We start from the raw sequence: 22721 nt of genomic DNA, 5'->3' as shown, positions 1-22721 counted from the left end.
CTCGGACATTCTGCTGGAGCCGGCCTTTGAAAGCCCTCGACGAACTGACCTTCGATAACCGCTTCGACCGCCTGGGCGATGCGTTTTCCGCCCATGTGCTGCCCGAGCCGATCGACAACCCGCGCCTGGTCGTGGCCAGCCCCGCCGCCATGGCGTTGCTGGATCTCGACCCAGCCGTGGCTGACACCCCGGAGTTCGCCGAACTGTTCAGTGGCCACAAGCTCTGGGCCGACGCGATTCCCAGGGCGATGGTCTATTCCGGTCACCAGTTCGGTTCCTACAACCCGCAGCTGGGCGACGGTCGCGGCCTGTTGCTGGGCGAGGTGTACAACGAGGCTGGCGAGCATTGGGACTTGCACCTCAAGGGCGCCGGCCAGACGCCCTTTTCGCGCATGGGTGACGGACGGGCGGTGCTGCGCTCCTCGATTCGCGAATTCCTTGCCTCCGAAGCCCTGCATGCGCTGAACATCCCGACCACCCGGGCGTTGTGCGTGATCGGTTCGGACACGCCGGTATGGCGCGAGAGGCAGGAACGCGCCGCCATGCTCCTGCGCCTGTCCCCGAGCCATGTGCGCTTCGGTCACTTCGAATACTTCTACTACACCAAGCGTCCCGAACAGCAGAAGACACTCGGCGACCACGTGTTGGCCATGCACTTTCCAGAGTGCCTTGAACAACCGGAACCGTACCTGGCGATGTTCCGCGAGCTGGTCGAGCGCAATGCCGAACTGATCGCCAAATGGCAGGCCTATGGTTTCTGCCATGGCGTGATGAACACTGACAACATGTCGATCCTTGGCATCACTTTCGACTTCGGCCCGTTCGCGTTCCTAGATGACTTCGACGCCAACTTCATCTGTAACCACTCAGATGACCGGGGCCGCTACTCCTTCAGCAACCAGGTGCCGATCGGCCAATGGAACCTCAGCGCCCTGGCCCAGGCCTTGACGCCGTTCATCAGCGTCGAAGCCCTGCGTGAAACCCTCGGCTTGTACCTGCCGTTGTTCCAGGCTCACTACCTGGACCTGATGCGCCGCCGCCTGGGCCTCACCACCGCCGAAGACGACGACCAGAAACTGCTGGAACACCTGCTGCAACTGATGCAAAACAGCGGCGTCGATTACAGCCTGTTCTTCCGCCGACTGGGTGAAGAATCACCGCAGGCCGCTGTGCGCCGCCTACGCGATGACTTCGTCGACCTCAAGGGCTTCGACAGCTGGGGCGAGCAATACATCGCCCGTGTCGCCCGCGAAGGCGAACTCGATCAAGCACAGCGCCGTCAACGAATGCATGCCGTCAATCCGCTGTACATCCTGCGCAACTACCTGGCGCAGAAGGCTATCGAAGCGGCGGAAAAAGGCGATTACTCGGAAGTCCGCCGGCTGCATGCGGTGCTGAGCAATCCGTTCGAGGAGCAACCGGGGATGGAGAGCTATGCGCAGCGGCCACCGGAGTGGGGCAAGCATTTGGAGATCAGCTGTTCATCGTGAAGTGCAACACAATTGAAAATATGAGCGGGTGACTCCAGATAAGGACCACCCGCTTATTACTGGACAACTTGCCATGACTGATCCGCTTCTGATCCCCTGCCCCCACTGCAATGGCCTCAACCGCATCCCCGCCGAGCGCTTGGGCGACCACCCCAAATGCGGACGCTGCAAGGCCGAAGTCCTGCTGAACAAACCCTTCGAACTCAAGCAAGGCGACTACGCCAGTCAGATCAAGGGCGATCTGCCGCTGTTGGTGGATGTGTGGGCGGATTGGTGTGGACCGTGCAAGTCATTTGCGCCGGTGTTCGAGCAGGCGGCCGGGCAGTTGGCGGGCAAGTGCCGGTTGGCCAAACTGGACAGCGAGGCGAACCAGCAATTGTCGGCGCAACTGGGGATTCGTTCGATTCCGAGCCTGATTCTGTTCAAGAACGGCCGGGAAGTCGCACGCCAGAGCGGGGCGTTCCCGTTGCCACAGTTGATGAGCTGGTTGCGGAGCCAGGGGATCTGAATTCCATACTGTAGGAGCCGGCTTGCTGGCGATTGTGCCATCCAGTCAACGGTCCGGCGCCTGATTTGCCGCTATCGCCAGCAAGCCGGCTCCTACAGGTGCTACTGAGCGTTTTCCAGCAGGTTGTGCAGCTCGACGAACTGCTGCGTCAGCTTGTGCCGCGGATCAAGATGGATCAACGGTATGTTCGCCTGGTGGGATTCGCGCATGCGCACCGAACTGCCCAGGTACACCGGCAGTACCGGCAAGCCTTCGGCAATCAACTCGTCGAGGATCTGCTGGGGCAGGCTGGCACGGGTCTGGAACTGGTTGACCACGATGCCTTCGACTTCCAGACCTTCGTTGTGGTCATCCTTCAACTCGTCGATCTCCGCCAATACGCCGTAAAGCGCCTGACGCGAAAAACTGTCGCAGTCGAAAGGAATTAGCACGCGATCGGCGGCAATCAGCGCCGAAACCGCATAAAAATTCAAGGCTGGCGGGGTATCCAGGTAAATCCGGTCGTAATCTTCGTCGAGTTCTTCCAGCAATTTTCGCAGTTTGTTGATCTTGTGCTTGGCTTCAAGCTTGGGCTGCAGGTCTGCCAACTCAGACGTGGCGGTGATGACATGCAGGTTGTCGAACGGGGTTTCGTAGATATCGACCTGATTTTTCTTGGAGAAAGGCCCGGATGAGAGGGTTTGCTTGAAGAAGTCGGCAATCCCCATCGGAATATCATTGCCGGTGAGTCCCGTCAGGTACTGAGTGGAGTTGGCCTGGGCATCGAGATCCACCAACAGGGTGCGATAACCCTCGCTGGCGCTGACCGCCGCCAGATTGCAGGCAATACTGGATTTGCCCACGCCACCTTTCTGATTGAACACCACGCGCCGCATGTCAAAACCTCCGTGTATCAAAGAATGACCGAGTGTAGTGGTCCACGGCATGGCTTAGCTAGCTGCCCGACATCGGGATTACGCGGTCTTTGGCAAACTTGCGCGGAAAACGCGTTGATCGCCCCCATTGGTTTGCGCCAGAGCCGACAGACGGATGGAATCACAATGCGAATAACTGTCAAACGTGCAGTTTTTGCAGGTCAACCGGCCCATCGTGCTGTGCAAAATGTAACCAGTATTTGCTAGAGCATCATCGCACCGCGATAATGCCCACCACTCGGCGCCAGGCGCCATGTGACTTGCGGTTTTCTGCCACTCACCGCGTCAAGCAAGCCCGCAGGGGCGGGATGAATGTCTGTGATCAAATTCAACATCGCCCAGTGGCGCGCATGGGCCCCAGGGCTCGAAAGCGTGGACGATTGGCTGGCATGGAGCCAGCAACCGGTCGTGTTGCCACTCAGCGATGCCGCTCCGGACGTGTCGTTTCTGCCTGCCATGCAGCGTCGACGCCTCAGTCGACTGGCGCGGATGGCATTCAGCGTCGGCTGGCCATTGGCCGAGGGTCGGCAGAATCTGCCGCTGGTGTTCATTTCCCGCCATGGCGAAACGCCGCGCACCTTTGACATTCTCAGCGATCTGGCCGCCGACCAGCCCCTGTCGCCGACCCATTTCAGCCTGTCGGTGCATAACGCAATCATCGGCCTTTGGTCGATTATGCGCGGCGAAACCAGCGAAATGACGGCCCTCGCCGCAGCTGGAGACGGTCTTGAAAACGGCATGCTGGAGGCGGCGGCCCTGCTCAAGCAAGGCGCGCCCGCCGTTCTGCTGGTGGTGACCGAAGAACAACCGCCAGAGGCTTACTCGACCTGGATAGACGATGTGCCGTTCCCTTATGCCGTCGGCCTGTTAATCACGCCTGGCAATGACTGGCAGTTGTCCCTGAACAGCCCCACGGATGCGTTGTCCAAATCCCGCTGGCCGCACGCGCTGGATCTATTGTGTGCGCTGCTTGGCCAGCAAACCCTCTGCCAACATGCCTGGAAAAATCGTGTATGGACCTGGCAACGCAACCCGTGACCGAAAAAAATCGCGACGCCTATTACTGGCGCCTGGTGGCCACCGCCGCAAGCTTCACCCTATTCGGGCTGGGTGGGCTGTGCCTGCGCCTGGTGGTTTTCCCGTTGCTGAACTGCCTGCCGGGCGATGCCCAGACCCATCGACTGCGCGCGCGGCAAACCGTCAGTCGCTGCTTCTGGTTTTTTGTCCGCTTCATGGCACGCGTCGGCGTGCTGACCTACGACATCCAGGGCGCGGAAAAACTGGGGCGGCCGGGGCAAATGATCGTCGCCAATCACCCGTCGCTGATCGACGTGGTGTTTCTGATCGGCCTGGTGCGCCACGCCAACTGCGTGGTCAAGCAAAGCCTGTGGGAGAACCCTTTTACCCGCAGCCCATTGCGCCGTACCGAATACATCAGCAACGACGGCAGCATGGACATGCTCGATGCGGCCGCTGACGCGCTTAAAAGTGGCCAGACCCTGATCATCTTTCCCGAAGGCACCCGCACCCAACCGGGCCAGGCGCCGGCCTTTCATCGGGGGGGCGCGGCAATTGCCGTGCGGGGTGCGAAAATCCTTACCCCGGTCGTGATCAAGGTCAACCCGACAACCTTGACCAAGGCCGAACCCTGGTATCGGATTCCCAAACGCCGCGTGCACTACAGTTTCCGGGTCGGCGCCGATATAGACCCACAGGCCTTCGCCGCGCTGGGCCCGGCGCCCCAAGCCTCGCGCAAGCTCAACGATTATCTGCATTCTTACTTTATTAAGGAGCTCGCCGAAGATGAGCGATCTGAACACCCGTGACCTGGTGCTGGAAATCAAAGACCTGATCATCGAAGCCCTCGGCCTGGAAGACATCAGCGCCCAGGATATCGGCGACAACCAGACGCTATTCGGCGAAGGCCTGGGCCTGGACTCGGTAGACGCCCTGGAACTGGGCCTGGCCATCCAGAAAAAGTACGGCATCAAGATCGATGCCGACGCCAAAGACACTCGTAATCACTTCAGCAACGTGGCGAGCCTTGCGGCGTTCGTCACTGCAAAACAGGCAGCTTGAGACCGGACCATGCAAACTCGTGACGACATTTTCAATACACTGCGCGATGCCCTGGTCGAGCTGTTCGAGCTGGACCCCAAGCGAGTGAGCCTCGAATCCAACCTGTACCAGGACCTGGAAATCGACAGCATTGACGCCGTCGACCTGATCGATCACATCAAACGTCAGACCGGCAAGAAAATCGCCGCCGAGGAATTCAAATCGGTGCGTACCGTCAGCGACGTGGTCGAGGCGGTCTACCGTCTGGTTCAACCAGCCGCATGAGTCGATTGATCGGCCTCGGCCTGCTGCTGGCAGGCCTGCTGTACCCCTTCGCGGTGTATTTCGGCATGGAGCATTTCGCACCGTGGCAGTTCGGCCTGCTGCTGGGCAGCCTGTGGCTGGCCCGCGTACTCACTGGCAAGCGCCAGCCCGGCAGCGTTTGGATGGCCCTGGTGGCCATTATTTTTTGCCTGTTGCTGGCGCTGTCCGACAATCCGGCGCTGCTGCGCTGGTACCCGGTACTGATCAGCGCCTTCATGCTGACACTGTTTGGCGGCAGCCTGATTTACGGCCCGCCGGTGGTTGAGCGCTTGGCCCGGTTGCGTGAACCGGATCTGCCAGACGAAGGTATTCGCTACACCCGCCAGGTGACCATCGCCTGGAGCGTGTTTTTTCTCTGCAACGGTTTGTGCGCCGCCGCCCTGACGCTTTGGGCACCGCTGAGCTGGTGGATGGTCTACACCGGGCTGATTTCCTACGGATTGATAGGCCTGATGTTTGCCATTGAACTGCTCATACGAATACGGGTACGAGGCCGTATATGAATTGGATAAAACTTGAGCACCTGTTGCTCAAGGCTCAGCCGGAGCGTGCCGTAACGGCCGAACCGGCGTTGAATCATGCGCAGCTATGCGAGCGAGCCCTAAGCCTGGCTGCCGGCCTGCAAACGCTCGGCGTGCGGCGCATCGCCGTTCACCTTGAAGACGCCGCCGACCTGGCAATAGCCCTGCTCGGCGCCTGGCGTGCCGGCGTCAACGTTTTGTTGCCCGCCGACCTGCAACCCCATACCCGACTGCGTTGGTCGAGCGAAGTCGACCTGTGGCTGACCGATCAGCCCGGTGACGCGCACCTGAACGACTTCCAGCACCCACCGTTGGCCGCTGAGACGCTGGAGCTGGATCGCTGCTCCCTGAGCCTGTGCACCTCCGGTTCCAGTGGCGAACCCAAGCGCATCGAAAAGAACCTGCGCCAACTGGTCAACGAAGTCGAAGCCCTCGAACGGCTATGGGGTGGCGATCTGGGCCCGGCCTGCATCATTGGCAGCGTCGCCACCCAGCACATTTATGGCCTGCTGTTTCGAGTGCTGTGGCCGCTGTGCGCCGGGCGCCCGTTCATACGTCAGCAACTGGCCTTTCCGGAAGATCTGCAACGCGCCAGCCGCCAATACCCGGCCTTCGCCTGGGTCGCCAGCCCGGCGCTGCTCAAACGTATGGGCGACAACCTCGACTGGCCGGCCTTGAGCGCGGTGCGTCGGGTGTTTTCCTCCGGTGGCGCATTGCCGAGCGAGGCCGCGCAGAGCCTGCACGAACGCCTGCACCAATGGCCAACCGAAATCTTCGGCAGCTCGGAAACCGGTGGCATTGCCTGGCGCCAGGGACAAGCACTCTGGCAGCCCTTCGTCGATGTCGCACTGAGCCAAGACAATGACGGCGCGCTGCTCATCGCCTCGCCCTACCTGCCCGCAGGCCATGTCGAACACACCGCCGATGCGGCGCGAATCGCCGCCGATGGTCGCTTCGAACTGCTGGGTCGATTGGACCGGATCGTCAAACTGGAAGAGAAACGCATCTCGCTGCCCATGCTGGAGCAAGCGCTGACGGCCCATGATTGGGTCGCCGAAGCGCGGCTTGGCGTTGTTCAGGAAAACCGTGCCTCGCTGGGGGCGTTGCTGGTCCTGACCGACGCGGGGCTACATGCCCTGCGCAATGAAGGTCGACGCACGCTCACGGAGCAATTGCGCCAACACCTGAGCCAGCACTGCGAAGCCATCGCCCTGCCACGGCGCTGGCGCTTGCTGCGGCAATTACCATTGAACGCTCAAGGCAAACTGCCCCAGGCCGACGTCGACGCCCTGTTGCTGGCGCCGCGCCCCAAAACACCGCAAGTGCTGGAGCAGGTCGAATCCGAGGGCGAGTGGAGTTTGCAACTGGCCGTACCACCGGATCTGGCCTATTTCAGCGGCCACTTTCCCAAGGCGCCGGTGCTGCCGGGTGTGGTGCAAGTGGAGTGGGCGATGCGCCTGGGCCAACAATTGATGAACCTGCCGGAAAAATTCGCCGGCATGGAAGTGCTGAAATTCCAGCAATTGGTGCGTCCGGGGGATGAAGTCCAACTGCACCTGCGTTTCGACCCGACCCGCAGCAAACTGTATTTCGCCTATCGCAATGAAACCGCCACCTGCTCCAGTGGACGGATATTGCTGGAGGCTGAGCATGCGTAGTTCAGGCGAGTGCTTCGCACTCATTCGCGAGCAGGCTCGCTCCTACAGTGGATCTGTGCTGCCCCTGTGGGAGCGGGCTTGCTCGCGAAGCAAACACCTCGGTACAGCAGACGTATCCCAACATGCATAACCCCTGCGCCGTCATCCCGGTCTACAACCACGAAACCGCGATCACCACCGTGGTCGACGCGCTGCAAGCCAGCGGGCTGCCCTGCATCCTGGTGGACGACGCCAGCGACAAACCCTGCGCCCAGGTTCTGGATCAACTGGCCCACCGCAACGACGTTCACCTGATCCGCCTCGCCGCCAACCAGGGCAAGGGTGGCGCGGTGATGACCGGCCTGCGTGAAGCGTCGCGCCTGGGCTTCAGTCATGCCTTGCAGGTAGACGCCGATGGTCAGCACGACCTGCAAGACGTGCAACGCTTTATCGAACACTCGCGTGCCCACCCCGACGCCGTGATCTGCGGTTACCCGCAATACGATGCCAGTGTGCCGAAGGGGCGCCTGTACGCCCGCTACCTGACCCACGTCATGGTCTGGATCAACACCCTGTCGTTGCAGATTCGCGATTCAATGTGCGGTTTTCGCGTCTATCCACTAACACCGGTGCTCGAGCTGATCGACAGTGCAAAGATCGGCAAGCGCATGGATTTCGACTCGGACATCCTGGTGCGCCTGGCCTGGCGCAATCAGCCGATGCAGTGGCTCAAAACCCGGGTTCATTACCCCCTGGATGGCGTTTCGCACTTTCGGATGTTCCACGACAACGTGTTGATTTCGAGCATGCATACCCGGCTGTTCTTCGGCATGTTACTGCGCTCACCTGTGATTCTCTGGCGGCGGTGGCGTACATGAGCGTCGACAAACAACACTGGGCCGATCGCGAGGAGCGCGGCAGCTTCTGGCTGATGAAGCTCACTGCATTCGCCGCCAAAGTGCTCGGGCGGCGCCTGTTGAGCCCATTGCTGTACGGCATCGTTTTGTACTTTTTCCTGTTCGGGCGCAGCGCCCGCCACAGCGCCTGGCAGTACCAGCAGCGACTCGCCGACTGGAGTGGTCGCAACGAACTGCGCCCGACCCAGTGGCGGGTGTTCGGCCAGTTCATGGCCTTTGCCGACTCCATGCTCGACAAGCTCGATGTGTGGAACGGCAAACTGAGCATCGAGCAGATCGAAATCATCGACCCGGCCCTACTGCGCAACCAATTGCGTGGCGTACGCGGGCAGATGTTGGTGGGGGCGCACCTGGGCAATCTGGAAGTCTGTCGCGCGCTGGCGGAGATCGGCGAGAAGGTGACGATGAACGTGCTGGTGCACACCAAGCACGCCGAGCAGTTCAACCGCTTGCTCGGTGAAGCCGGCGCGACCAACCTGCGCCTGATTCAGGTCAGTGAACTGGACCCGGTAATCATGCTGCAATTGCATGAACGCCTGGAGCGCGGAGAGTGGTTGGCGATTGCCGGCGACCGCGTACCGTTGCATGGCGGGCGCAGCGTGATCGTGGACTTCCTTGGCCACCCGGCAAAATTCCCGCAAGGCCCATGGCTGCTGGCCGGCCTGTTGAAATGCCCGATCAACCTGCTGCTGTGCCTGAAAAAACCTGACGGCGACTACCGACTGACCATTGAACCGTTTGCTGACGCAATCACTTGGAAGCGCAGCGACCGCGAGCAGGTCATTCATCAGTGGGCTTGCCGCTATGCCGAGCGCCTGGGTCACTATTGCCTCCAGGCCCCTCAACAATGGTTCAACTTTTACCCTTTCTGGAAGACCGATGACGACGCCAACGCTTGAGCCGGTAACCTTCGGCAAACTCCCTTTGCGCATCGAAGACGTGCTGGCTCTGGCCAACCGACAGGCGCCGACGCGATTGCAGGACGACCCCGCGTACCGCGAGCGTATTGCCAAAGGCGCACGATTCCTCGACTCCCTGCTGGACAAGGAAGGCGTGATCTATGGCGTGACCACCGGTTACGGCGATTCCTGCGTAGTGGCGGTGCCGCTGCATCACGTCGAGGCGCTGCCGCAGCACCTGTTCACCTTCCACGGCTGCGGGTTGGGCAAGCTGCTCGACGCCCAAGCCACCCGCGCGGTGCTGGCGGCCCGGCTGCAGTCGTTGTGTCACGGGGTTTCCGGAGTGCGCGTGGAACTGCTGGAACGCCTGCAAGCGTTCCTCGAACACGACATCCTGCCGCTGATTCCAGAGGAAGGCTCGGTGGGTGCCAGCGGCGATCTGACACCGCTGTCCTATGTCGCCGCGACCCTGTCGGGCGAGCGCGAAGTGATGTATCGCGGCGAACGCCGTCAGGCTGCCGACGTACACCGCGAACTGGGTTGGCAGCCTCTGGTACTGCGCCCGAAAGAAGCCCTGGCGTTGATGAACGGCACGGCGGTGATGACCGGCCTCGCCTGCCTGGCCTACGCCCGCGCCGATTACCTGCTGCAACTGGCCACCCGCATCACCGCGTTGAATGTGGTCGCGCTACAAGGTAATCCGGAGCACTTCGACGAGCGCTTGTTCGCCGCCAAGCCGCATCCGGGACAGATGCAAGTTGCCGCCTGGCTGCGCAAAGACCTGGCCATCGACGCGCCGACCGCTCCGCTGCACCGCCTGCAAGACCGTTACTCCCTGCGCTGTGCGCCCCACGTCCTCGGTGTGCTGGCCGACAGCCTGAACTGGCTGCGTTCGTTCATCGAGACCGAGCTCAACAGCGCTAACGACAACCCGATCATCGACGCCGAAGCCGAGCGCGTGCTGCACGGCGGGCACTTCTATGGCGGGCATATCGCCTTCGCCATGGACAGCCTGAAAAACCTGGTGGCCAACGTTGCCGACCTGCTGGATCGCCAGCTGGCGCTGCTGGTGGACGAACGCTACAACCACGGTCTGCCGAGCAACCTGTCTGGCGCCAGCGCCGAGCGCGCGATGCTCAACCACGGCTTCAAGGCCGTACAGATCGGCGCCAGCGCCTGGACCGCCGAAGCGCTGAAAAACACCATGCCGGCCAGTGTGTTTTCGCGCTCTACCGAGTGCCATAACCAAGACAAGGTGAGCATGGGCACCATCGCTGCCCGTGATGCGATTCGCGTGTTGGAGCTGACCGAACAGGTCGCCGCCGCCACGCTGTTGGCCGCCAATCAAGGCGTCTGGCTGCGTGCTCAGGCCGAAGACGCACGCCCGTTGCCACCCGCCCTGGCCGCCATGCATACCGAGCTGGCCAAGGATTTCCCGCCGGTCATCGAAGACCGCGCACTGGAAGGCGAACTGCGCCTGTGCCTGCAACGAATCGCCGAACAACACTGGAGGCTGCATGCGTAGCAAAGGAGTGCTCCACACCGATACGGAAATCCTCGTGCCGTTCTTCGATGTCGACAGCATGAACGTCGTCTGGCACGGCCATTACATCAAGTACCTGGAAGTCGCCCGCTGCGCATTGCTGGACAAGATCGGCCACAACTACGCCGCCATGTCCGAAGCGGGCTATGCCTGGCCGGTGATCGACCTGCAACTGCGCTACGTGCGCGGTGCGGTGTTCGGCCAGCGCCTGAACGTGCGCGCCAATCTGGTGGAGTGGGAGAACCGTCTGAAGATCAACTACCTGATCAGCGATGTGCTAACCGGTGAACGATTGACCCGCGCCGTTTCCGTGCAGGTCGCCGTCGATATGAACAGCCGCGAGATGCAGCTGGCCTCGCCCAAAGTCTTCACCGACGCCGTCGAGAGGGCCCTGCCATGATGCTCTTCCCTGTAGGAGCGAGCTCGCTCGCGATGGTCGTTAACGAAGACGCTGGGCACCTGACACCCCGCGGAGTTCTCAGGTTTTTCGCGAGCATGCTCGCTCCTACAGTGATCAGCGTATTACTGGGCATTCCGGGGCTAGCCCATGCCTTCGATCTGCAACAGCTCAGCGATCAACTGGCCAAACCCGAGGTGATTCACGGCAATTTCATCCAGGAAAAACACCTGCGCGCCCTGCCCCAGCCGCTGACCAGCAAGGGCACCTTCGTCCTGGCGAAAAACCATGGTTTGCTCTGGCTGCTGAAAACACCGCTGCAACAGGATTACCGCATCACCGCCAAGGGCATTGCCCGGCGTGATGCCAGCGGCTGGCAGATGCTGCCGAACAAGAGCGCCGGTGCCGAGCAGAACCGCTTGTTCCTCGCCGTGCTGCAGGGCGATAGCACTGGACTGCAACGGGATTTCGAGCTGTCGCTGAGCGGCGATGCGCAACACTGGCAACTGACGCTGGTACCGCGCTCGATGCTGCTCAAGCAGGTGTTCAATCAGATCAACATCACCGGGGGCGAACTGGTGCACAGCATCGAACTGCTGGAAACCCAGGGTGACAGCACCCTGTTGCGCATGCAGGACAGCACCAGCGCCCAACCATTGAGCGACGCGGAGCAACATGACTTTGCCGAGTGAGCGCAGGCTGCCGTGGCTGTTCCTGATCCTGCTGCTGGCCGTGCTGGCGCTCGCCGGCTGGCAATGGCGCGACGGTGCACCGCTGTCGGCCAACCTGATGGAACTGGTGCCCGGCACCGCCCCTGACGCCCTGGAACTGCGTGCCGAACAACGCATGCAGGAACCGCTCAACCGCGAAATGCTGGTGCTGGTCGGCCACACAGACCGCCAGCAAGCCATCGCCATGGCGCAGAAACTGGGTGATCAGTGGCAAGCCAGCGGCCTGTTCGAAAAGGTCCAGTGGAACCTGCAAGCCGATTTGCCGGCGCTGCGCACGCAGCTGTTGCAAGGTCGCCTGGCGATGCTTTCGCAGGGAGATCGCCAGCAACTGATCGAGCATCCCGACGCCTTCATTCAGCAGCGGGTGCAAGCACTGTTCGACCCATTCACCGGTTTCAGCCTGGTGCCGAGCCAGGAAGACTGGCTGGGTCTGACCGGGCGCATTCAGAACAGCCAGCCGCAACGCGGTTCGGTGCAACTGGACATCGGCAGCGGTGCCCTGATCGCCGATGCCGACGGCAAGAGCTGGGTGTTGCTGCGCGCGCGCACCACCGGCAATGCCTTCGACATGAACCTGCCGCTGCAAGTGGCCAACCTGCTTGAGCACAGCCGCGAAGAAGCTGCCGGGAGCGACGTTCAACTGTTGGCGGCCAGCGGCCTGCTGTATGCCGCCAACGGCCAGAAACAAGCCTCCCGTGAAATGACCTGGGTCGGCGGCGGTGCCACGGCCGGGATTCTGCTGTTGCTGTTGCTGGCCTTCCGTCGCTGGCGCGTGTTGCTGGCCTTCGTCCCGGTACTGGTGGGCATGTTGTTCGGCGCGGTGGCCTGCGTGGCGCTGTTTGGCCACATGCACGTGATGACGCTGGTGCTGGGTTCGAGCCTGATCGGCGTCGCCGTCGATTACCCGCTGCATTACCTGTCCAAGAGCTGGAGCCTGAAACCCTGGCGCAGCTGGCCGGCCCTGCGCCTGACCCTGCCGGGCCTGACCCTGAGCCTGATCACCAGCACCATCGGTTACCTGGCGCTGGCCTGGACGCCGTTCCCCGCACTCACCCAGATTGCCGTGTTCTCCGCCGCCGGCCTGCTCGGTGCCTATTTGTCCGCCGTTTGCCTGTTGCCGGCATTGCTCAAGGGCCTTGAACTGCGCCCGGCGCAATGGCCGTTGAAGCTATCTGAGAGTTTGTTGGGGATGCGTGATGCATTACTCAAACACCTGAGCACGCCCGTATTGCTGGCCCTGCTGATTGCCTTTTGCGCCGGTGGCCTGTTGCAGCTCGAGACGAAAAATGACATCCGCCAATGGGTCGGCGCACCGCAGCAATTGACCGACGAAGCAAAAACCATTGCCCGGATTACCGGTTACCAACCCACCAGCCAGTTCTTCCTGGTGCAGGCGGCCGATCAGCAGCAATTGCTCGATCGCCAGTCAGCGCTCATCGAACGTCTTGATCAGTTGGTCAACCTGGAAAAACTTCAGGGTTATCTGTCGCTCAACCAGTTGGTCAGCCCACCGAGCGAACAGCGCAAGGTGCGCGAAGCGTTGAACAAACTGCCACAGTTCTGGCAGCCGTTGCTCGATGTCGGCGTGCCCGTCGAGGCACTGCAAGCCGAGCTGACGACTTTGCAGGCACTGCCCGTCGAAGACATCAACGCCGCGCTGGCCGGCCCCTTGGCCGAGCCGTATCGCCTGTTGTGGCTGGGTCCGACCGATAGCGGCGTGGCCGCGATGGTCAGCCTGCAAGGCCTGAACAATCCGTCGCTGTTGCAGGTCCAGACCAGGGACTTGCCCGGCGTGAAACTGGTGGATCGTCTGGGCGAGCTGAACAGCGTGTTCGCGGCGACACAGGTCAGTGCCGCCGAGCTGAAACTCGCCTCTTGTGTACTGATCGTGCTGGTGCTGATTCTGCCGTTCGGCATCGGCGGCGCGTTGCGCATCGTGTCCCTGCCGCTGTTGGCGGCACTGTGCAGCCTGGCCAGTCTCGGCTGGCTGGGGCAGCCCTTGACCCTGTTCAGCCTGTTCGGCCTGCTGCTGGTGACGGCCATCAGCGTCGACTACGCGATCCTAATGCGCGAACAGGTGGGCGGCGCCGCCGTGAGCCTGCTGGGCACCTTGCTGGCAGCGTTGACCACCTGGCTGTCGTTCGGCCTGCTGGCGGTGTCGAGTACGCCGGCGGTGAGCAATTTCGGCCTGTCCGTCAGCCTGGGCCTGATGTTCAGCTTCATGCTCGCCCCTTGGGCCGGTCGCCACGCGCATGCAGCTACGGTCTCGGAGCCGACAACATGATGACCGCTCTGTTCTGGGTCATGGCCCTGATGCTGTTCGCCTTGGCGACCCGGCTCGGCCGCCACTTCGGCTTGATCCCGATCGTCAGCCAGTTGCTATTGGCGACCGTTGGCTTGCCGTTGCTGATGTACTTCTGGATCGAACCGCAATGGCAATTGAGCGGTGCGGCGCTGGTGTCGCCGACCTGGCTGAAAAACCTCTACAGCCTGAGTTTCGCGCTGTTGCTGGGCTACATCCTCAGCGACGTGATCGACCTGCATCTGGACCGCCAAAGCCTGAAAATCGCCCTGCCGAGCTTCTGCATTCCATTTGCCGGCGGACTCGCCACGGCCTTCTGGCTGTTGCCGCCGCAACCCTGGCTCAGCTCCCTGGCGGTCGGTCTGTTGTTCGCCATCACGGCGATCCCGGTGCTGTACCTGTACCTGCGGCACATCGATTACCCGCCCACCGCCACCCGGCGACTGGTGCAAACCGCGATTCTCATCGACCTCACGTGCTGGACCCTATTCGCCATCGCCCAGGGCACCCTGCACCTGAGTAGCCTGCTGCTGCCATTGGTCGGCGCCTGCTTGCCGGTAGTGCTGAGGCTGCTGGGCTTGCGTCAATTGTGGCTGTACAGCCTGGGCTTTTTCGCCCTGCTGGTGGTGGCCGAGCACTACAAGCTCAACGCGCTGATTTTCGGTATCGGTTATGTGTTGATCATGGCCGCGTTGAAGGCACCGCTGGTGCTGCCGCTGCCAGCGATCTGGATGAGCCGCTTGCAGACCTACCTGGCGATTCCGCTGATCCTTACGTTCGGCATCGTGCAGATCAATGTCCACAGTGCGATGGACAGCCTCGGCTGGACACAACTTGCGGCGCTGCTGCTGTTGCCGATTGCCAGCAAATTGCTGGGCAACTGGCTTGGCCTCGCGTGGGCGGGCGCCTCGTTCCAGGGCGCCAGCCGTTGGCGGGAAAGTGTGCTGCTGAATATTCGCGGCTTGAGCGAAATCGTGTTTCTCAACCTGCTGCTGCAACAACAACTCATCAGCCCGGCGCTGTACTTTGCGTTGATGCTGATGGGCCTGGTTGCGACACTGCTGCCGGCACTGGCCGGCATGCACCGGATTCCCCTGAATGCTGCCGCCCCGGCAAGGAGCCCCCATGCCAACCGTTGAAATGCAACGTCGCCAGATCGTGATTATCGGCGCAGGCCCTTCGGGTGCCATCGCCGCTGCGCTGCTCAAGCGCAAGGGGCACGATGTGCTGGTGATCGAGCGCCAGCATTTCCCACGGTTTTCCATCGGCGAAAGCCTGTTATGCCACTGCCTGGATTTCGTCGAAGAGGCGGGCATGCTCGACGCTGTCAACGCCGCCGGTTTTCAGCTGAAAACCGGTGCCGCCTTTGCCTGGGGCGAGCAGTACAGCACCTTCGATTTCAGTGAAACCTTCACCCACGGCAAACCGACGACCTTCCAGGTGCAGCGCGCCGATTTCGACCAACTGCTGGCCGATCAGGCGGCACTGCAAGGCGTGGAAATCCGCTATGGCGAAGCCATCGTCAGCGTCGACATCGATCAAGGCAAACCCTGGCTGGATGTGCGTCGCGAGGACGGCAGCGCGTACCGCATCGAAGCCGATTTCATGCTCGACGCCAGTGGCTACGGGCGCGTCCTGCCACGATTGCTCGACCTCGAGGCACCGTCGAACTTCCCGGTACGCCAAGCGGTGTTTACCCACGTCGAGGACCATATCGAGCACCCGGGTTTCGACCGTACCAAGATCCTCGTCACCACCCATCCGACCCAGCGCGATGTCTGGTTCTGGACCATCCCGTTCAGCAACGGGCGGTGTTCAGTAGGCGTGGTCGCCGCCAAGGAGCATTTCGAGGGCCGCGCAGGCAACCTGGACGATTGCCTGCGCGGCTTCATTGAAGAAACCCCAAGCCTGGCCGGGGTACTGAACAACGCGGTGTGGGATACGCCCGCGCGAACCATTGGCGGTTACTCGGCCAACGTCAAAACCCTGCACGGGCCGGGTTTTGCGTTGCTGGGTAACGCCGCGGAGTTCCTCGACCCGGTATTCTCCTCCGGCGTGACCATCGCCATGCGCTCGGCGAGCATGGCGGCAGGCGTTCTGCACCGCCAACTGCAAGGCGAAACGGTCGACTGGCAACGGGAGTTCGCCGTACCGCTCAAGCGCGGCGTCGACACCTTCCGCTGCTATGTCGAAGGCTGGTACGCCGGGAGTTTCCAGGACGTGATTTTCCATGAGGGCAGCTCGGCGGAGATTCGCCGCATGATCAGCTCGATCCTGGCCGGGTATGCCTGGGACGAACGCAACCCGTTCGTCAGCGAGGCCAAACGCCGGTTGAAGGTGATTTCAGAATTCTGCGCAAGGAATGCCTCATGAACTATTTGAGCAAGACTTACGTCGAGGAAACCCGTTTCGGCCTGTGGTTCCTGCGCAGCCGCACCTGGCAGCACTATGTGTTGCGCGTGGCGATCGATGATTTGCGCAGCTTGTTCAGCGAAGCCCCACCCAGCCATCCGGTGCTGCTGGACGCCGGTTGCGGTCAGGGCAAGTCATTCCAGTACCTGCGCCAGACCTTCATGCCCGGACGTCTGATCGGCGTAGATGCCGACCCCCATAGTCTGAACCGCAGCGGTGCAGAAGCGGTCAATCAGGGTATAAAAGTGGAGTTGCTCGGCAGCGATTGCGCGAACCTTCAGATACCGGATGCCAGCGTCGACCTGCTGTTCTGTCATCAGACCTTCCATCATCTGGTGGAACAGGAACAGGCACTGGCCGAGTTCTTCCGCGTACTCAAGCCTGGCGGTTATCTGCTGTTCGCCGAATCCACCGAGGCTTACATTGATACCTGGGTCATTCGCTGGCTGTTTCGCCACCCGATGCAAGTGCAGAAAAGTGCGGCGCAGTACCTGGACATGATTCGCCGCCAGGGTTTCGAATTTGGCGAACAGAACGTGTCTTATCCCTACTTGTGGTGGAGCCGCGCCAAGGATTTCGGTTTGCTGGAACGCTTGGGTCGTAAACCGAAACCCTTTGGCCAGCGCGAAGAAACCCTGGTCAATGTGGTGGCGCGTAAACCGTTGGAAGGTGCTGTGTGATGTTCCACAACAACCCCTGTGGGAGCGAGCCTGCTCGCGAAAACGGTACATCCGTCAATAAACATGTTGGATGTAGTGCCCTCTTCGCGAGCAGGCTCGCTCCCACAGGTGTAGTCGGTGTTCTGCTGTTTTGCGTAGCCCTGTTGTTGAGCGCCTGCTCCAGCCGGGCACCGATGCCTGAGAAATCGCCGGCGCTGCCCTTGCCGCTGCAATTGCACATCGAACGCCTGCAAGCCGAACAACGCCAGGATTGGGTGCTGGTGATCCAGCAGGAAGGCCCGGCCATTCGCTGGTCGATGATGGACCTGCTGGGCATTCCTCAGGCTCGGCAGCAACTGGTGGACGGAGAGTGGCGTGCCGATGGGCTGCTACCGCCCAACCCGGAGGCCCGGGAACTGTTCGCCGCGCTGCTGTTTGCGCTGACACCCAAGGACGAGCTATCCGGCAACTACCCTGCCGCTTGGCAACATGGCGCTCAACGCTCTTTTCCGGAGCGCTGGGACGTCCGTTACTCACAACCGATGAACTTTGAATTGAACCTGCCCAAAGGCCCCAAATACCACGTCACGCCGCTGAGCGGAGAGACACCATGACCGCCTACCTGAATGCCCTCGGGGTGATCTGCTCCCTGGGTCGCGACAAGCACGAAGTCGCGCGCAATCTGTTTGCCGGCGATTGTTCCGGCATGCGCAGCGAAGCGGGCTGGGTGCCGCAGCGGTCTTTGCCGGTGGGCGCGGTGCGTGGCGAACTGGTGGCGATTCCCACTGAATTGTCCCGGCAAGACACCCGCAACAATCAGTTGCTGATGGAAGCCACCCTGCAAATTCGTCAGGACATCGATCAAGCAATCCAGACTTACGGCCGTGATCGCATCGGTGTCGTGCTGGGCACCAGCACCTCCGGCATCCACGAAGCGAGCCAAGGTCTGGCCGAGTACATCCGCGACAATCAGTTCCCACCGGAGTACGACTACCAGCAGCAGGAACTTGGCGCCCCGGCGAACTTCCTCGCCGATTGGCTGCAACTGAGCGGCCCGGCCTATGTGATTTCCACCGCCTGCACCTCCAGCGCACGGGCGTTGATGAGTGCCCAGCGCCTGCTGGATCTGGGTGTCTGCGACGTGGTGCTGTGCGGCGGCGTCGACAGCCTGTGCAAACTGACCCTCAACGGGTTCACGGCGCTCGAAGCGGTGTCGGATCAGCGTTGCAACCCGTTCTCGGTGAATCGCAACGGCATCAACATTGGCGAAGCCGCCGTGCTGTTCCTGATGAGCAAGCAGGCTGGCGACAACCAGCCGATTGCTCTGCTCGGCAGCGGCGCCAGTTCCGATGCGCACCACATTTCCGCACCGGAACCTTCCGGTCGTGGCGCCTTGCAGGCGATGCACAAGGCCTTGGGCCAGGCTCACTTGCAACCGCAACAGATCAGTTACCTGAACCTGCACGGCACCGCCACGCAACACAACGACGCCATGGAAAGTCAGGCCGTCGCCACCTTGTTCCCGGCCGGCGTGCCCTGTTCATCGACCAAGCCCATGACCGGGCACACCCTCGGCGCGGCCGGCGCGCTGGAAGCTGCGTTCTGCTGGTTGAGCCTGAGCACGGATAACCGCGAGCATGCGTTACCACCTCATCTCTGGGACGGCCAACCGGACCCTGAACTGCCCGCCCTTGAATGGGTGACCCCAGGCGATCACCTGACGTCCACTGGTCCCCGCTACCTGATGAGCAATTCCTTCGCTTTCGGTGGCAACAACGTCAGCCTGATTATCGGAGACGCCCCATGATTGACTGGCCGCTCGCCGAACTGCTGCCCCACGCTGGCGACATGATCCTCATCGACCGGATCCTGGCGTTCGATGAAGAGCAGATTTCTACCTGCCTCACGGTCAAGCCCGACGGCCTGTTCAACCTCCCCGATGGCAGCCTGCCGGCCTGGGTCGGTATTGAACTGATGGCCCAGAGTGTCGCCGCCTTCGCCGGTTGCCGTGCGCGCCAGCGCGGTGATGAGGTGGAGCTTGGTTTCTTGTTGGGCAGTCGCAAGTTCGAGTGCAACGTCGAGCGTTTTCCTGCGGGCACCGAGCTGACCATTCACGGCCTTCGCTCGTTGGAAGACGACAACGGCATGGGTGTGTTCGAATGCCACATCAACGCGCCGGGCATCCACGCGACCGCTCGTCTCAATGTGTACCGTCCGCCCCAGGCGACCCACTATCTCCATGAACCCCAAGGCTCTTCACAAGGAACGCAGCCATGACTGAATCCGTACTTGTCACCGGCTCCAGCCGTGGCATCGGCCGCGCCATCGCCCTGCGCCTGGCCCAGGCCGGTCACGACATCGTGCTGCATTGCCGAAGTGGGCTGAGCGAGGCCATGGCGGTCCAGAATGAAATCGAGGCCCTGGGACGCAAGGCGCGCATCCTGCAATTCGACGTGTCCGACCGCGCCGTTTGCAAAACCATTCTCGAAGCCGATGTGGAAACCCATGGCGCCTATTACGGCGTGGTACTCAACGCCGGACTGACCCGTGACGGTGCTTTTCCGGCGCTGAGCGAGGATGATTGGGATGTGGTGATGCGCACCAATCTCGATGGTTTCTACAATGTGCTGCACCCAGTGATGATGCCGATGATCCGACGTCGCGCCGCCGGGCGAATTGTCTGCATCACCTCGGTGTCCGGGCTGATCGGCAACCGTGGCCAGGTCAACTACAGTGCCTCCAAGGCCGGGTTGATCGGCGCGGCCAAGGCGCTGGCGATCGAGCTGGGCAAGCGAAAAATCACCGTCAACTGTGTCGCACCCGGCCTGATCGACACAGCGATGCTCGATGAAAATGTGCCGGTGGAAGAGCTGATGAAAATGATTCCCGCACAACGCATGGGCACCCCGGAAGAGGTGGCCGGCGCGGTGAATTTCCTGATGTCGGCGGAAGCCTCGTACATCTCCCGGCAGGTCCTGGCCGTCAACGGAGGCCTTTGCTGATGAAGCGCGTCGTCGTCACCGGCATGGCCGGAATCACCTCGTTGGGCAATGATTGGGACACCATCGCCGGCCACTTCGCGGCCAACCGCAGCGGCATCCGTCGGATGGACGAGTGGGACCGTTTCACCGAGCTCAACACTCGCCTGGCCGGCCCCATTGATGATTTCAAAGTACCGAGCCACTGGACCCGCAAACAGCTACGCAGCATGGGTCGGGTTTCACGGCTGGCCGTTGCCGCCTCGGAGTACGCCCTGGCCGACGCCGGGTTATTAGGGGACGCATCGATCAAGGACGGACGCATGGGCGTCGCCTGCGGCTCGTCCACCGGCAGCACCGACGAGATCAAGGCATTCGGCAACATGCTGCTCAACTCGGTAGCCGAAGGCCTGAACGCCAACTCCTACGTGCGCATGATGCCGCACACCACGGCGGCCAATATCAGCATTTTCTTCGGACTCACCGGCCGCTTGATCCCCACCTCCAGCGCCTGTACCAGCGGCAGCCAGGGCATTGGTTATGCCTACGAGGCGATCAAGTTCGGCCGCCTGCCACTGATGCTCGCCGGCGGCGCCGAAGAACTGTGCCCGACCGAGGCGATGGTCTTCGATGCGCTCTACGCCACCAGCCTGAAAAACGACACGCCACACTTGTCTCCACGTCCCTACGACACTGGCCGCGACGGCTTGGTGATCGGCGAAGGCGCGGGCATGTTGGTGCTGGAAGAACTGGAACACGCCCTGGCGCGGGGCGCACATATTCACGCCGAGATCGTCGGCTTCGGCAGCAACGCCGACGGCCAGCACACCACCCGTCCGGAGCAAATCACCATGCGCCGGGCCATGGAACTGGCGCTGGAAGACGCTGACCTTGCACCGTCGGCCATTGGCTACGTCAACGGCCACGGCACCGCCACCGAACAGGGCGACATCGCCGAAACCCTGGCCACCAGTAGCCTGTTCGGCGAACGCATGCCCATCAGTTCGCAAAAAAGCTTCCTCGGCCACACCCTCGGCGCGTGTGGTGCGCTGGAGTCCTGGTTCAGCATCGAAATGCTCAACCGCGACCTGTACGTGCACACCCTCAACCTCGACGAAGTCGACCCGCACTGCGGCAAGCTCGACTACCTGCGCGGCGAGTTCCGGCAGATGAGCAATCAGTTCGTGATGAACAACAATTTTGCGTTTGGCGGGGTGAACACGTCGCTGATCTTCAAGCGCTGGCGATAGGCCGATAACGCCACAAACGCAATACCTGTAGGAGCCGGCTTGCTGGCGATAACGGTGGATCAATTGACTTTGATGTCGCCTGACATTGGGCTATCGCCAGCAAGCCGGCTCCTACGGATCTGCGTCCGTTCACGATGATGCGCTCATGCGCGAGTCATGGTGGATCGAGGTTACCCAGCACCCGACTCACCGCCATCTCCCCCAGCATGATCGACTGCTGGATCCCCAACAGAATGTGGCCATCCGACTCCTTCAGGTTTCGGGCGAAGTCGCTGGCCATGGCTCTGGTGGAGGCCAGGGAGACGCAGGCGTATTCAAGCAGGGTGTGGTTGTCGATGTCGGGGGCGATGAGGAAGATCGGGCTGGGCGAATGGGTCATGGTTCAGTGTCCTGCAGGGCCGATAACGCCACAAACGCAATACCTGTAGGAGCCGGCTTGCTGGCGATAGCGGTGGATCAATTGACTTTGATGTCGCCTGACATTGGGCCATCGCCAGCAAGCCGGCTCCTACGGGTCTGCGTCCGTTCACGATGATGCACTCATGCGCGAGTCATGGTGGATCGAGGTTACCCAGCACCCGACTCACCGCCATCTCCCCCAGCATGATCGACTGCTGGATCCCCAACAGAATGCGGCCATCCGACTCCTTCAGGTTCCGGGCGAAGTCGCTGGCCATGGCGCTGGTGGGGGCCAGGGAGACGCAGGCGTATTCAAGCAGGGTGTGGTTGTCGATATCGGGGGCGATGAGGAAGATCGGGCTGGGCGAATGGGTCATGGTTCAGTGTCCTGTAGGGCCGATAACGCCACAAACGCAATACCTGTAGGAGCCGGCTTGCTGGCGATAACGGTGGATCAATTGACTTTGATGTCGCCTGACATTGGGCTATCGCCAGCAAGCCGGCTCCTACGGATCTGCGTCCGTTCACGATGATGCGCTCATGCGCGAGTCATGGTGGATCGAGGTTACCCAGCACCCGACTCACCGCCATCTCCCCCAGCATGATCGACTGCTGGATCCCCAACAGAATGTGGCCATCCGACTCCTTCAGGTTTCGAGCGAAGTCGCTGGCCATGGCGCTGGCGGAGGCCAGGGAGACGCAGGCGTATTCAAGCAGGGTGTGGTTGTCGATATCGGGGGCGATGAGGAGGATCGGGCTGGGCGAATGGGTCATGGTTCAGT

General features: G+C 61.6%; 26 protein-coding genes. 22 read left to right on the top strand and 4 right to left on the bottom strand.

The window, feature by feature from the left end:
• Positions 1–26: 26 nt before the first annotated feature.
• Together selO and trxC are read left to right on the top strand one after the other, a co-directional pair.
• A complete protein-coding gene (selO, locus tag ABTV22_RS02100; protein ID WP_433738338.1) occupies positions 27–1490 on the top strand; it encodes a protein adenylyltransferase SelO in 1464 nt (487 codons plus the stop codon).
• A 73-nt stretch (positions 1491–1563) separates the two neighbouring features.
• A complete protein-coding gene (trxC, locus tag ABTV22_RS02095) occupies positions 1564–1998 on the top strand; it encodes a thioredoxin TrxC (RefSeq protein ID WP_034148665.1) in 435 nt (144 codons plus the stop codon).
• Between the two features lie 101 nt (positions 1999–2099).
• Here trxC and ABTV22_RS02090 read toward each other — a convergent pair whose 3' ends face one another.
• Entirely contained in the window at positions 2100–2873 is a 774-nt protein-coding gene (locus tag ABTV22_RS02090) for a ParA family protein (RefSeq protein ID WP_433738337.1), read from the bottom strand.
• Between the two features lie 351 nt (positions 2874–3224).
• Between ABTV22_RS02090 and ABTV22_RS02085 the strand changes: the two genes are divergently transcribed.
• The 20 genes from ABTV22_RS02085 to ABTV22_RS01990 all read left to right on the top strand — a co-directional run bounded on the left by ABTV22_RS02085 (position 3225) and on the right by ABTV22_RS01990 (position 21540).
• Entirely contained in the window at positions 3225–3950 is a 726-nt protein-coding gene (locus ABTV22_RS02085) for a beta-ketoacyl synthase chain length factor (protein WP_433738336.1), read from the top strand.
• A complete protein-coding gene (locus ABTV22_RS02080; protein WP_433738335.1) occupies positions 3926–4738 on the top strand; it encodes a lysophospholipid acyltransferase family protein in 813 nt (270 codons plus the stop codon). Before ABTV22_RS02085 ends, ABTV22_RS02080 begins: the two co-directional genes overlap by 25 nt.
• Positions 4716–4991: a phosphopantetheine-binding protein gene (locus ABTV22_RS02075; protein ID WP_433738334.1), complete on the top strand. Its 276-nt coding sequence runs from the start codon at positions 4716–4718 to the stop codon at positions 4989–4991. The genes ABTV22_RS02080 and ABTV22_RS02075 overlap by 23 nt, the downstream gene beginning before the upstream one ends.
• Positions 4992–5000: 9 nt before the next feature.
• Entirely contained in the window at positions 5001–5255 is a 255-nt protein-coding gene (locus ABTV22_RS02070) for an acyl carrier protein (RefSeq protein ID WP_110965992.1), read from the top strand.
• A complete protein-coding gene (locus ABTV22_RS02065) occupies positions 5252–5797 on the top strand; it encodes a hypothetical protein (protein WP_433738333.1) in 546 nt (181 codons plus the stop codon). Before ABTV22_RS02070 ends, ABTV22_RS02065 begins: the two co-directional genes overlap by 4 nt.
• Positions 5794–7473, top strand: coding sequence for an AMP-binding protein (locus ABTV22_RS02060; RefSeq protein WP_433738332.1), 1680 nt, complete (start codon positions 5794–5796; stop codon positions 7471–7473). Before ABTV22_RS02065 ends, ABTV22_RS02060 begins: the two co-directional genes overlap by 4 nt.
• A 122-nt stretch (positions 7474–7595) precedes the next feature.
• Positions 7596–8330, top strand: coding sequence for a glycosyltransferase family 2 protein (locus ABTV22_RS02055; protein WP_433738331.1), 735 nt, complete (start codon positions 7596–7598; stop codon positions 8328–8330).
• A complete protein-coding gene (locus ABTV22_RS02050) occupies positions 8327–9268 on the top strand; it encodes a glycosyl transferase (protein WP_433738330.1) in 942 nt (313 codons plus the stop codon). The genes ABTV22_RS02055 and ABTV22_RS02050 overlap by 4 nt, the downstream gene beginning before the upstream one ends.
• The gene (locus ABTV22_RS02045; protein WP_433738329.1) at positions 9249–10793 is read left to right on the top strand and encodes an HAL/PAL/TAL family ammonia-lyase; all 1545 of its coding nucleotides are present in this window, start codon (positions 9249–9251) and stop codon (positions 10791–10793) included. The genes ABTV22_RS02050 and ABTV22_RS02045 overlap by 20 nt, the downstream gene beginning before the upstream one ends.
• A complete protein-coding gene (locus ABTV22_RS02040; RefSeq protein ID WP_433738328.1) occupies positions 10786–11211 on the top strand; it encodes an acyl-CoA thioesterase in 426 nt (141 codons plus the stop codon). Before ABTV22_RS02045 ends, ABTV22_RS02040 begins: the two co-directional genes overlap by 8 nt.
• A complete protein-coding gene (locus ABTV22_RS02035) occupies positions 11208–11900 on the top strand; it encodes an outer membrane lipoprotein carrier protein LolA (RefSeq protein ID WP_433738327.1) in 693 nt (230 codons plus the stop codon). The genes ABTV22_RS02040 and ABTV22_RS02035 overlap by 4 nt, the downstream gene beginning before the upstream one ends.
• A complete protein-coding gene (locus ABTV22_RS02030; RefSeq protein WP_433738326.1) occupies positions 11884–14223 on the top strand; it encodes an MMPL family transporter in 2340 nt (779 codons plus the stop codon). The genes ABTV22_RS02035 and ABTV22_RS02030 overlap by 17 nt, the downstream gene beginning before the upstream one ends.
• A complete protein-coding gene (locus ABTV22_RS02025) occupies positions 14220–15380 on the top strand; it encodes a sodium:proton antiporter (protein WP_433738325.1) in 1161 nt (386 codons plus the stop codon). The genes ABTV22_RS02030 and ABTV22_RS02025 overlap by 4 nt, the downstream gene beginning before the upstream one ends.
• Positions 15367–16614, top strand: a complete 1248-nt coding sequence (locus ABTV22_RS02020) for an NAD(P)/FAD-dependent oxidoreductase (RefSeq protein WP_433738324.1) — start codon at positions 15367–15369, stop codon at positions 16612–16614. Before ABTV22_RS02025 ends, ABTV22_RS02020 begins: the two co-directional genes overlap by 14 nt.
• Positions 16611–17333, top strand: coding sequence for a class I SAM-dependent methyltransferase (locus ABTV22_RS02015; RefSeq protein ID WP_433738323.1), 723 nt, complete (start codon positions 16611–16613; stop codon positions 17331–17333). The genes ABTV22_RS02020 and ABTV22_RS02015 overlap by 4 nt, the downstream gene beginning before the upstream one ends.
• On the top strand, positions 17333–17926 hold the full coding sequence (locus tag ABTV22_RS02010; protein WP_433738322.1) for a hypothetical protein: 594 nt from the start codon (positions 17333–17335) through the stop codon (positions 17924–17926). Before ABTV22_RS02015 ends, ABTV22_RS02010 begins: the two co-directional genes overlap by 1 nt.
• The gene (locus ABTV22_RS02005) at positions 17923–19119 is read left to right on the top strand and encodes a beta-ketoacyl-[acyl-carrier-protein] synthase family protein (RefSeq protein ID WP_433738321.1); all 1197 of its coding nucleotides are present in this window, start codon (positions 17923–17925) and stop codon (positions 19117–19119) included. The genes ABTV22_RS02010 and ABTV22_RS02005 overlap by 4 nt, the downstream gene beginning before the upstream one ends.
• Positions 19116–19589, top strand: coding sequence for a hotdog family protein (locus ABTV22_RS02000; RefSeq protein WP_433738320.1), 474 nt, complete (start codon positions 19116–19118; stop codon positions 19587–19589). The genes ABTV22_RS02005 and ABTV22_RS02000 overlap by 4 nt, the downstream gene beginning before the upstream one ends.
• On the top strand, positions 19586–20314 hold the full coding sequence (gene fabG, locus ABTV22_RS01995; RefSeq protein WP_433738319.1) for a 3-oxoacyl-ACP reductase FabG: 729 nt from the start codon (positions 19586–19588) through the stop codon (positions 20312–20314). Before ABTV22_RS02000 ends, fabG begins: the two co-directional genes overlap by 4 nt.
• On the top strand, positions 20314–21540 hold the full coding sequence (locus ABTV22_RS01990) for a beta-ketoacyl-ACP synthase (RefSeq protein WP_433738318.1): 1227 nt from the start codon (positions 20314–20316) through the stop codon (positions 21538–21540). The genes fabG and ABTV22_RS01990 overlap by 1 nt, the downstream gene beginning before the upstream one ends.
• 154 nt (positions 21541–21694) lie before the next feature.
• Here the strand turns inward: ABTV22_RS01990 and ABTV22_RS01985 are convergent, their stop codons facing one another.
• From ABTV22_RS01985 to ABTV22_RS01975, 3 genes are all read right to left on the bottom strand, one after another.
• On the bottom strand, positions 21695–21919 hold the full coding sequence (locus tag ABTV22_RS01985; protein ID WP_433738317.1) for a DUF6124 family protein: 225 nt from the start codon (positions 21917–21919) through the stop codon (positions 21695–21697).
• A gap of 172 nt (positions 21920–22091) precedes the next feature.
• Positions 22092–22316: a DUF6124 family protein gene (locus ABTV22_RS01980; RefSeq protein ID WP_433738316.1), complete on the bottom strand. Its 225-nt coding sequence runs from the start codon at positions 22314–22316 to the stop codon at positions 22092–22094.
• Positions 22317–22488: 172 nt separating this feature from the next.
• A complete protein-coding gene (locus ABTV22_RS01975) occupies positions 22489–22713 on the bottom strand; it encodes a DUF6124 family protein (protein WP_433738315.1) in 225 nt (74 codons plus the stop codon).
• Positions 22714–22721 lie beyond the last annotated feature (8 nt).

This window comes from Pseudomonas putida (assembly GCF_050990305.1).
GTDB lineage: Bacteria > Pseudomonadota > Gammaproteobacteria > Pseudomonadales > Pseudomonadaceae > Aquipseudomonas > Aquipseudomonas putida_AH.
Note: the sequence above shows the minus strand (reverse complement) of the source record. Positions and strands in the feature narration are given on the sequence as shown.

Bases quoted from the DNA above. Each gene is read 5' to 3' on its own strand.
- trxC (WP_034148665.1), top strand. From the start codon at position 1,564: ATGACTGATCCGCTTCTGATCCCCTGCCCCCACTGCAATGGCCTCAAC.
- ABTV22_RS02090 (WP_433738337.1), bottom strand. From the start codon at position 2,873: ATGCGGCGCGTGGTGTTCAATCAGAAAGGTGGCGTGGGCAAATCCAGT.
- ABTV22_RS02085 (WP_433738336.1), top strand. From the start codon at position 3,225: ATGTCTGTGATCAAATTCAACATCGCCCAGTGGCGCGCATGGGCCCCA.
- ABTV22_RS02080 (WP_433738335.1), top strand. From the start codon at position 3,926: ATGGACCTGGCAACGCAACCCGTGACCGAAAAAAATCGCGACGCCTAT.
- ABTV22_RS02075 (WP_433738334.1), top strand. From the start codon at position 4,716: ATGAGCGATCTGAACACCCGTGACCTGGTGCTGGAAATCAAAGACCTG.
- ABTV22_RS02070 (WP_110965992.1), top strand. From the start codon at position 5,001: ATGCAAACTCGTGACGACATTTTCAATACACTGCGCGATGCCCTGGTC.
- ABTV22_RS02065 (WP_433738333.1), top strand. From the start codon at position 5,252: ATGAGTCGATTGATCGGCCTCGGCCTGCTGCTGGCAGGCCTGCTGTAC.
- ABTV22_RS02060 (WP_433738332.1), top strand. From the start codon at position 5,794: ATGAATTGGATAAAACTTGAGCACCTGTTGCTCAAGGCTCAGCCGGAG.
- ABTV22_RS02055 (WP_433738331.1), top strand. From the start codon at position 7,596: ATGCATAACCCCTGCGCCGTCATCCCGGTCTACAACCACGAAACCGCG.
- ABTV22_RS02050 (WP_433738330.1), top strand. From the start codon at position 8,327: ATGAGCGTCGACAAACAACACTGGGCCGATCGCGAGGAGCGCGGCAGC.
- ABTV22_RS02045 (WP_433738329.1), top strand. From the start codon at position 9,249: ATGACGACGCCAACGCTTGAGCCGGTAACCTTCGGCAAACTCCCTTTG.
- ABTV22_RS02040 (WP_433738328.1), top strand. From the start codon at position 10,786: ATGCGTAGCAAAGGAGTGCTCCACACCGATACGGAAATCCTCGTGCCG.
- ABTV22_RS02035 (WP_433738327.1), top strand. From the start codon at position 11,208: ATGATGCTCTTCCCTGTAGGAGCGAGCTCGCTCGCGATGGTCGTTAAC.
- ABTV22_RS02030 (WP_433738326.1), top strand. From the start codon at position 11,884: ATGACTTTGCCGAGTGAGCGCAGGCTGCCGTGGCTGTTCCTGATCCTG.
- ABTV22_RS02025 (WP_433738325.1), top strand. From the start codon at position 14,220: ATGATGACCGCTCTGTTCTGGGTCATGGCCCTGATGCTGTTCGCCTTG.
- ABTV22_RS02020 (WP_433738324.1), top strand. From the start codon at position 15,367: ATGCCAACCGTTGAAATGCAACGTCGCCAGATCGTGATTATCGGCGCA.
- ABTV22_RS02015 (WP_433738323.1), top strand. From the start codon at position 16,611: ATGAACTATTTGAGCAAGACTTACGTCGAGGAAACCCGTTTCGGCCTG.
- ABTV22_RS02010 (WP_433738322.1), top strand. From the start codon at position 17,333: ATGTTCCACAACAACCCCTGTGGGAGCGAGCCTGCTCGCGAAAACGGT.
- ABTV22_RS02005 (WP_433738321.1), top strand. From the start codon at position 17,923: ATGACCGCCTACCTGAATGCCCTCGGGGTGATCTGCTCCCTGGGTCGC.
- ABTV22_RS02000 (WP_433738320.1), top strand. From the start codon at position 19,116: ATGATTGACTGGCCGCTCGCCGAACTGCTGCCCCACGCTGGCGACATG.
- fabG (WP_433738319.1), top strand. From the start codon at position 19,586: ATGACTGAATCCGTACTTGTCACCGGCTCCAGCCGTGGCATCGGCCGC.
- ABTV22_RS01990 (WP_433738318.1), top strand. From the start codon at position 20,314: ATGAAGCGCGTCGTCGTCACCGGCATGGCCGGAATCACCTCGTTGGGC.
- ABTV22_RS01985 (WP_433738317.1), bottom strand. From the start codon at position 21,919: ATGACCCATTCGCCCAGCCCGATCTTCCTCATCGCCCCCGACATCGAC.
- ABTV22_RS01980 (WP_433738316.1), bottom strand. From the start codon at position 22,316: ATGACCCATTCGCCCAGCCCGATCTTCCTCATCGCCCCCGATATCGAC.
- ABTV22_RS01975 (WP_433738315.1), bottom strand. From the start codon at position 22,713: ATGACCCATTCGCCCAGCCCGATCCTCCTCATCGCCCCCGATATCGAC.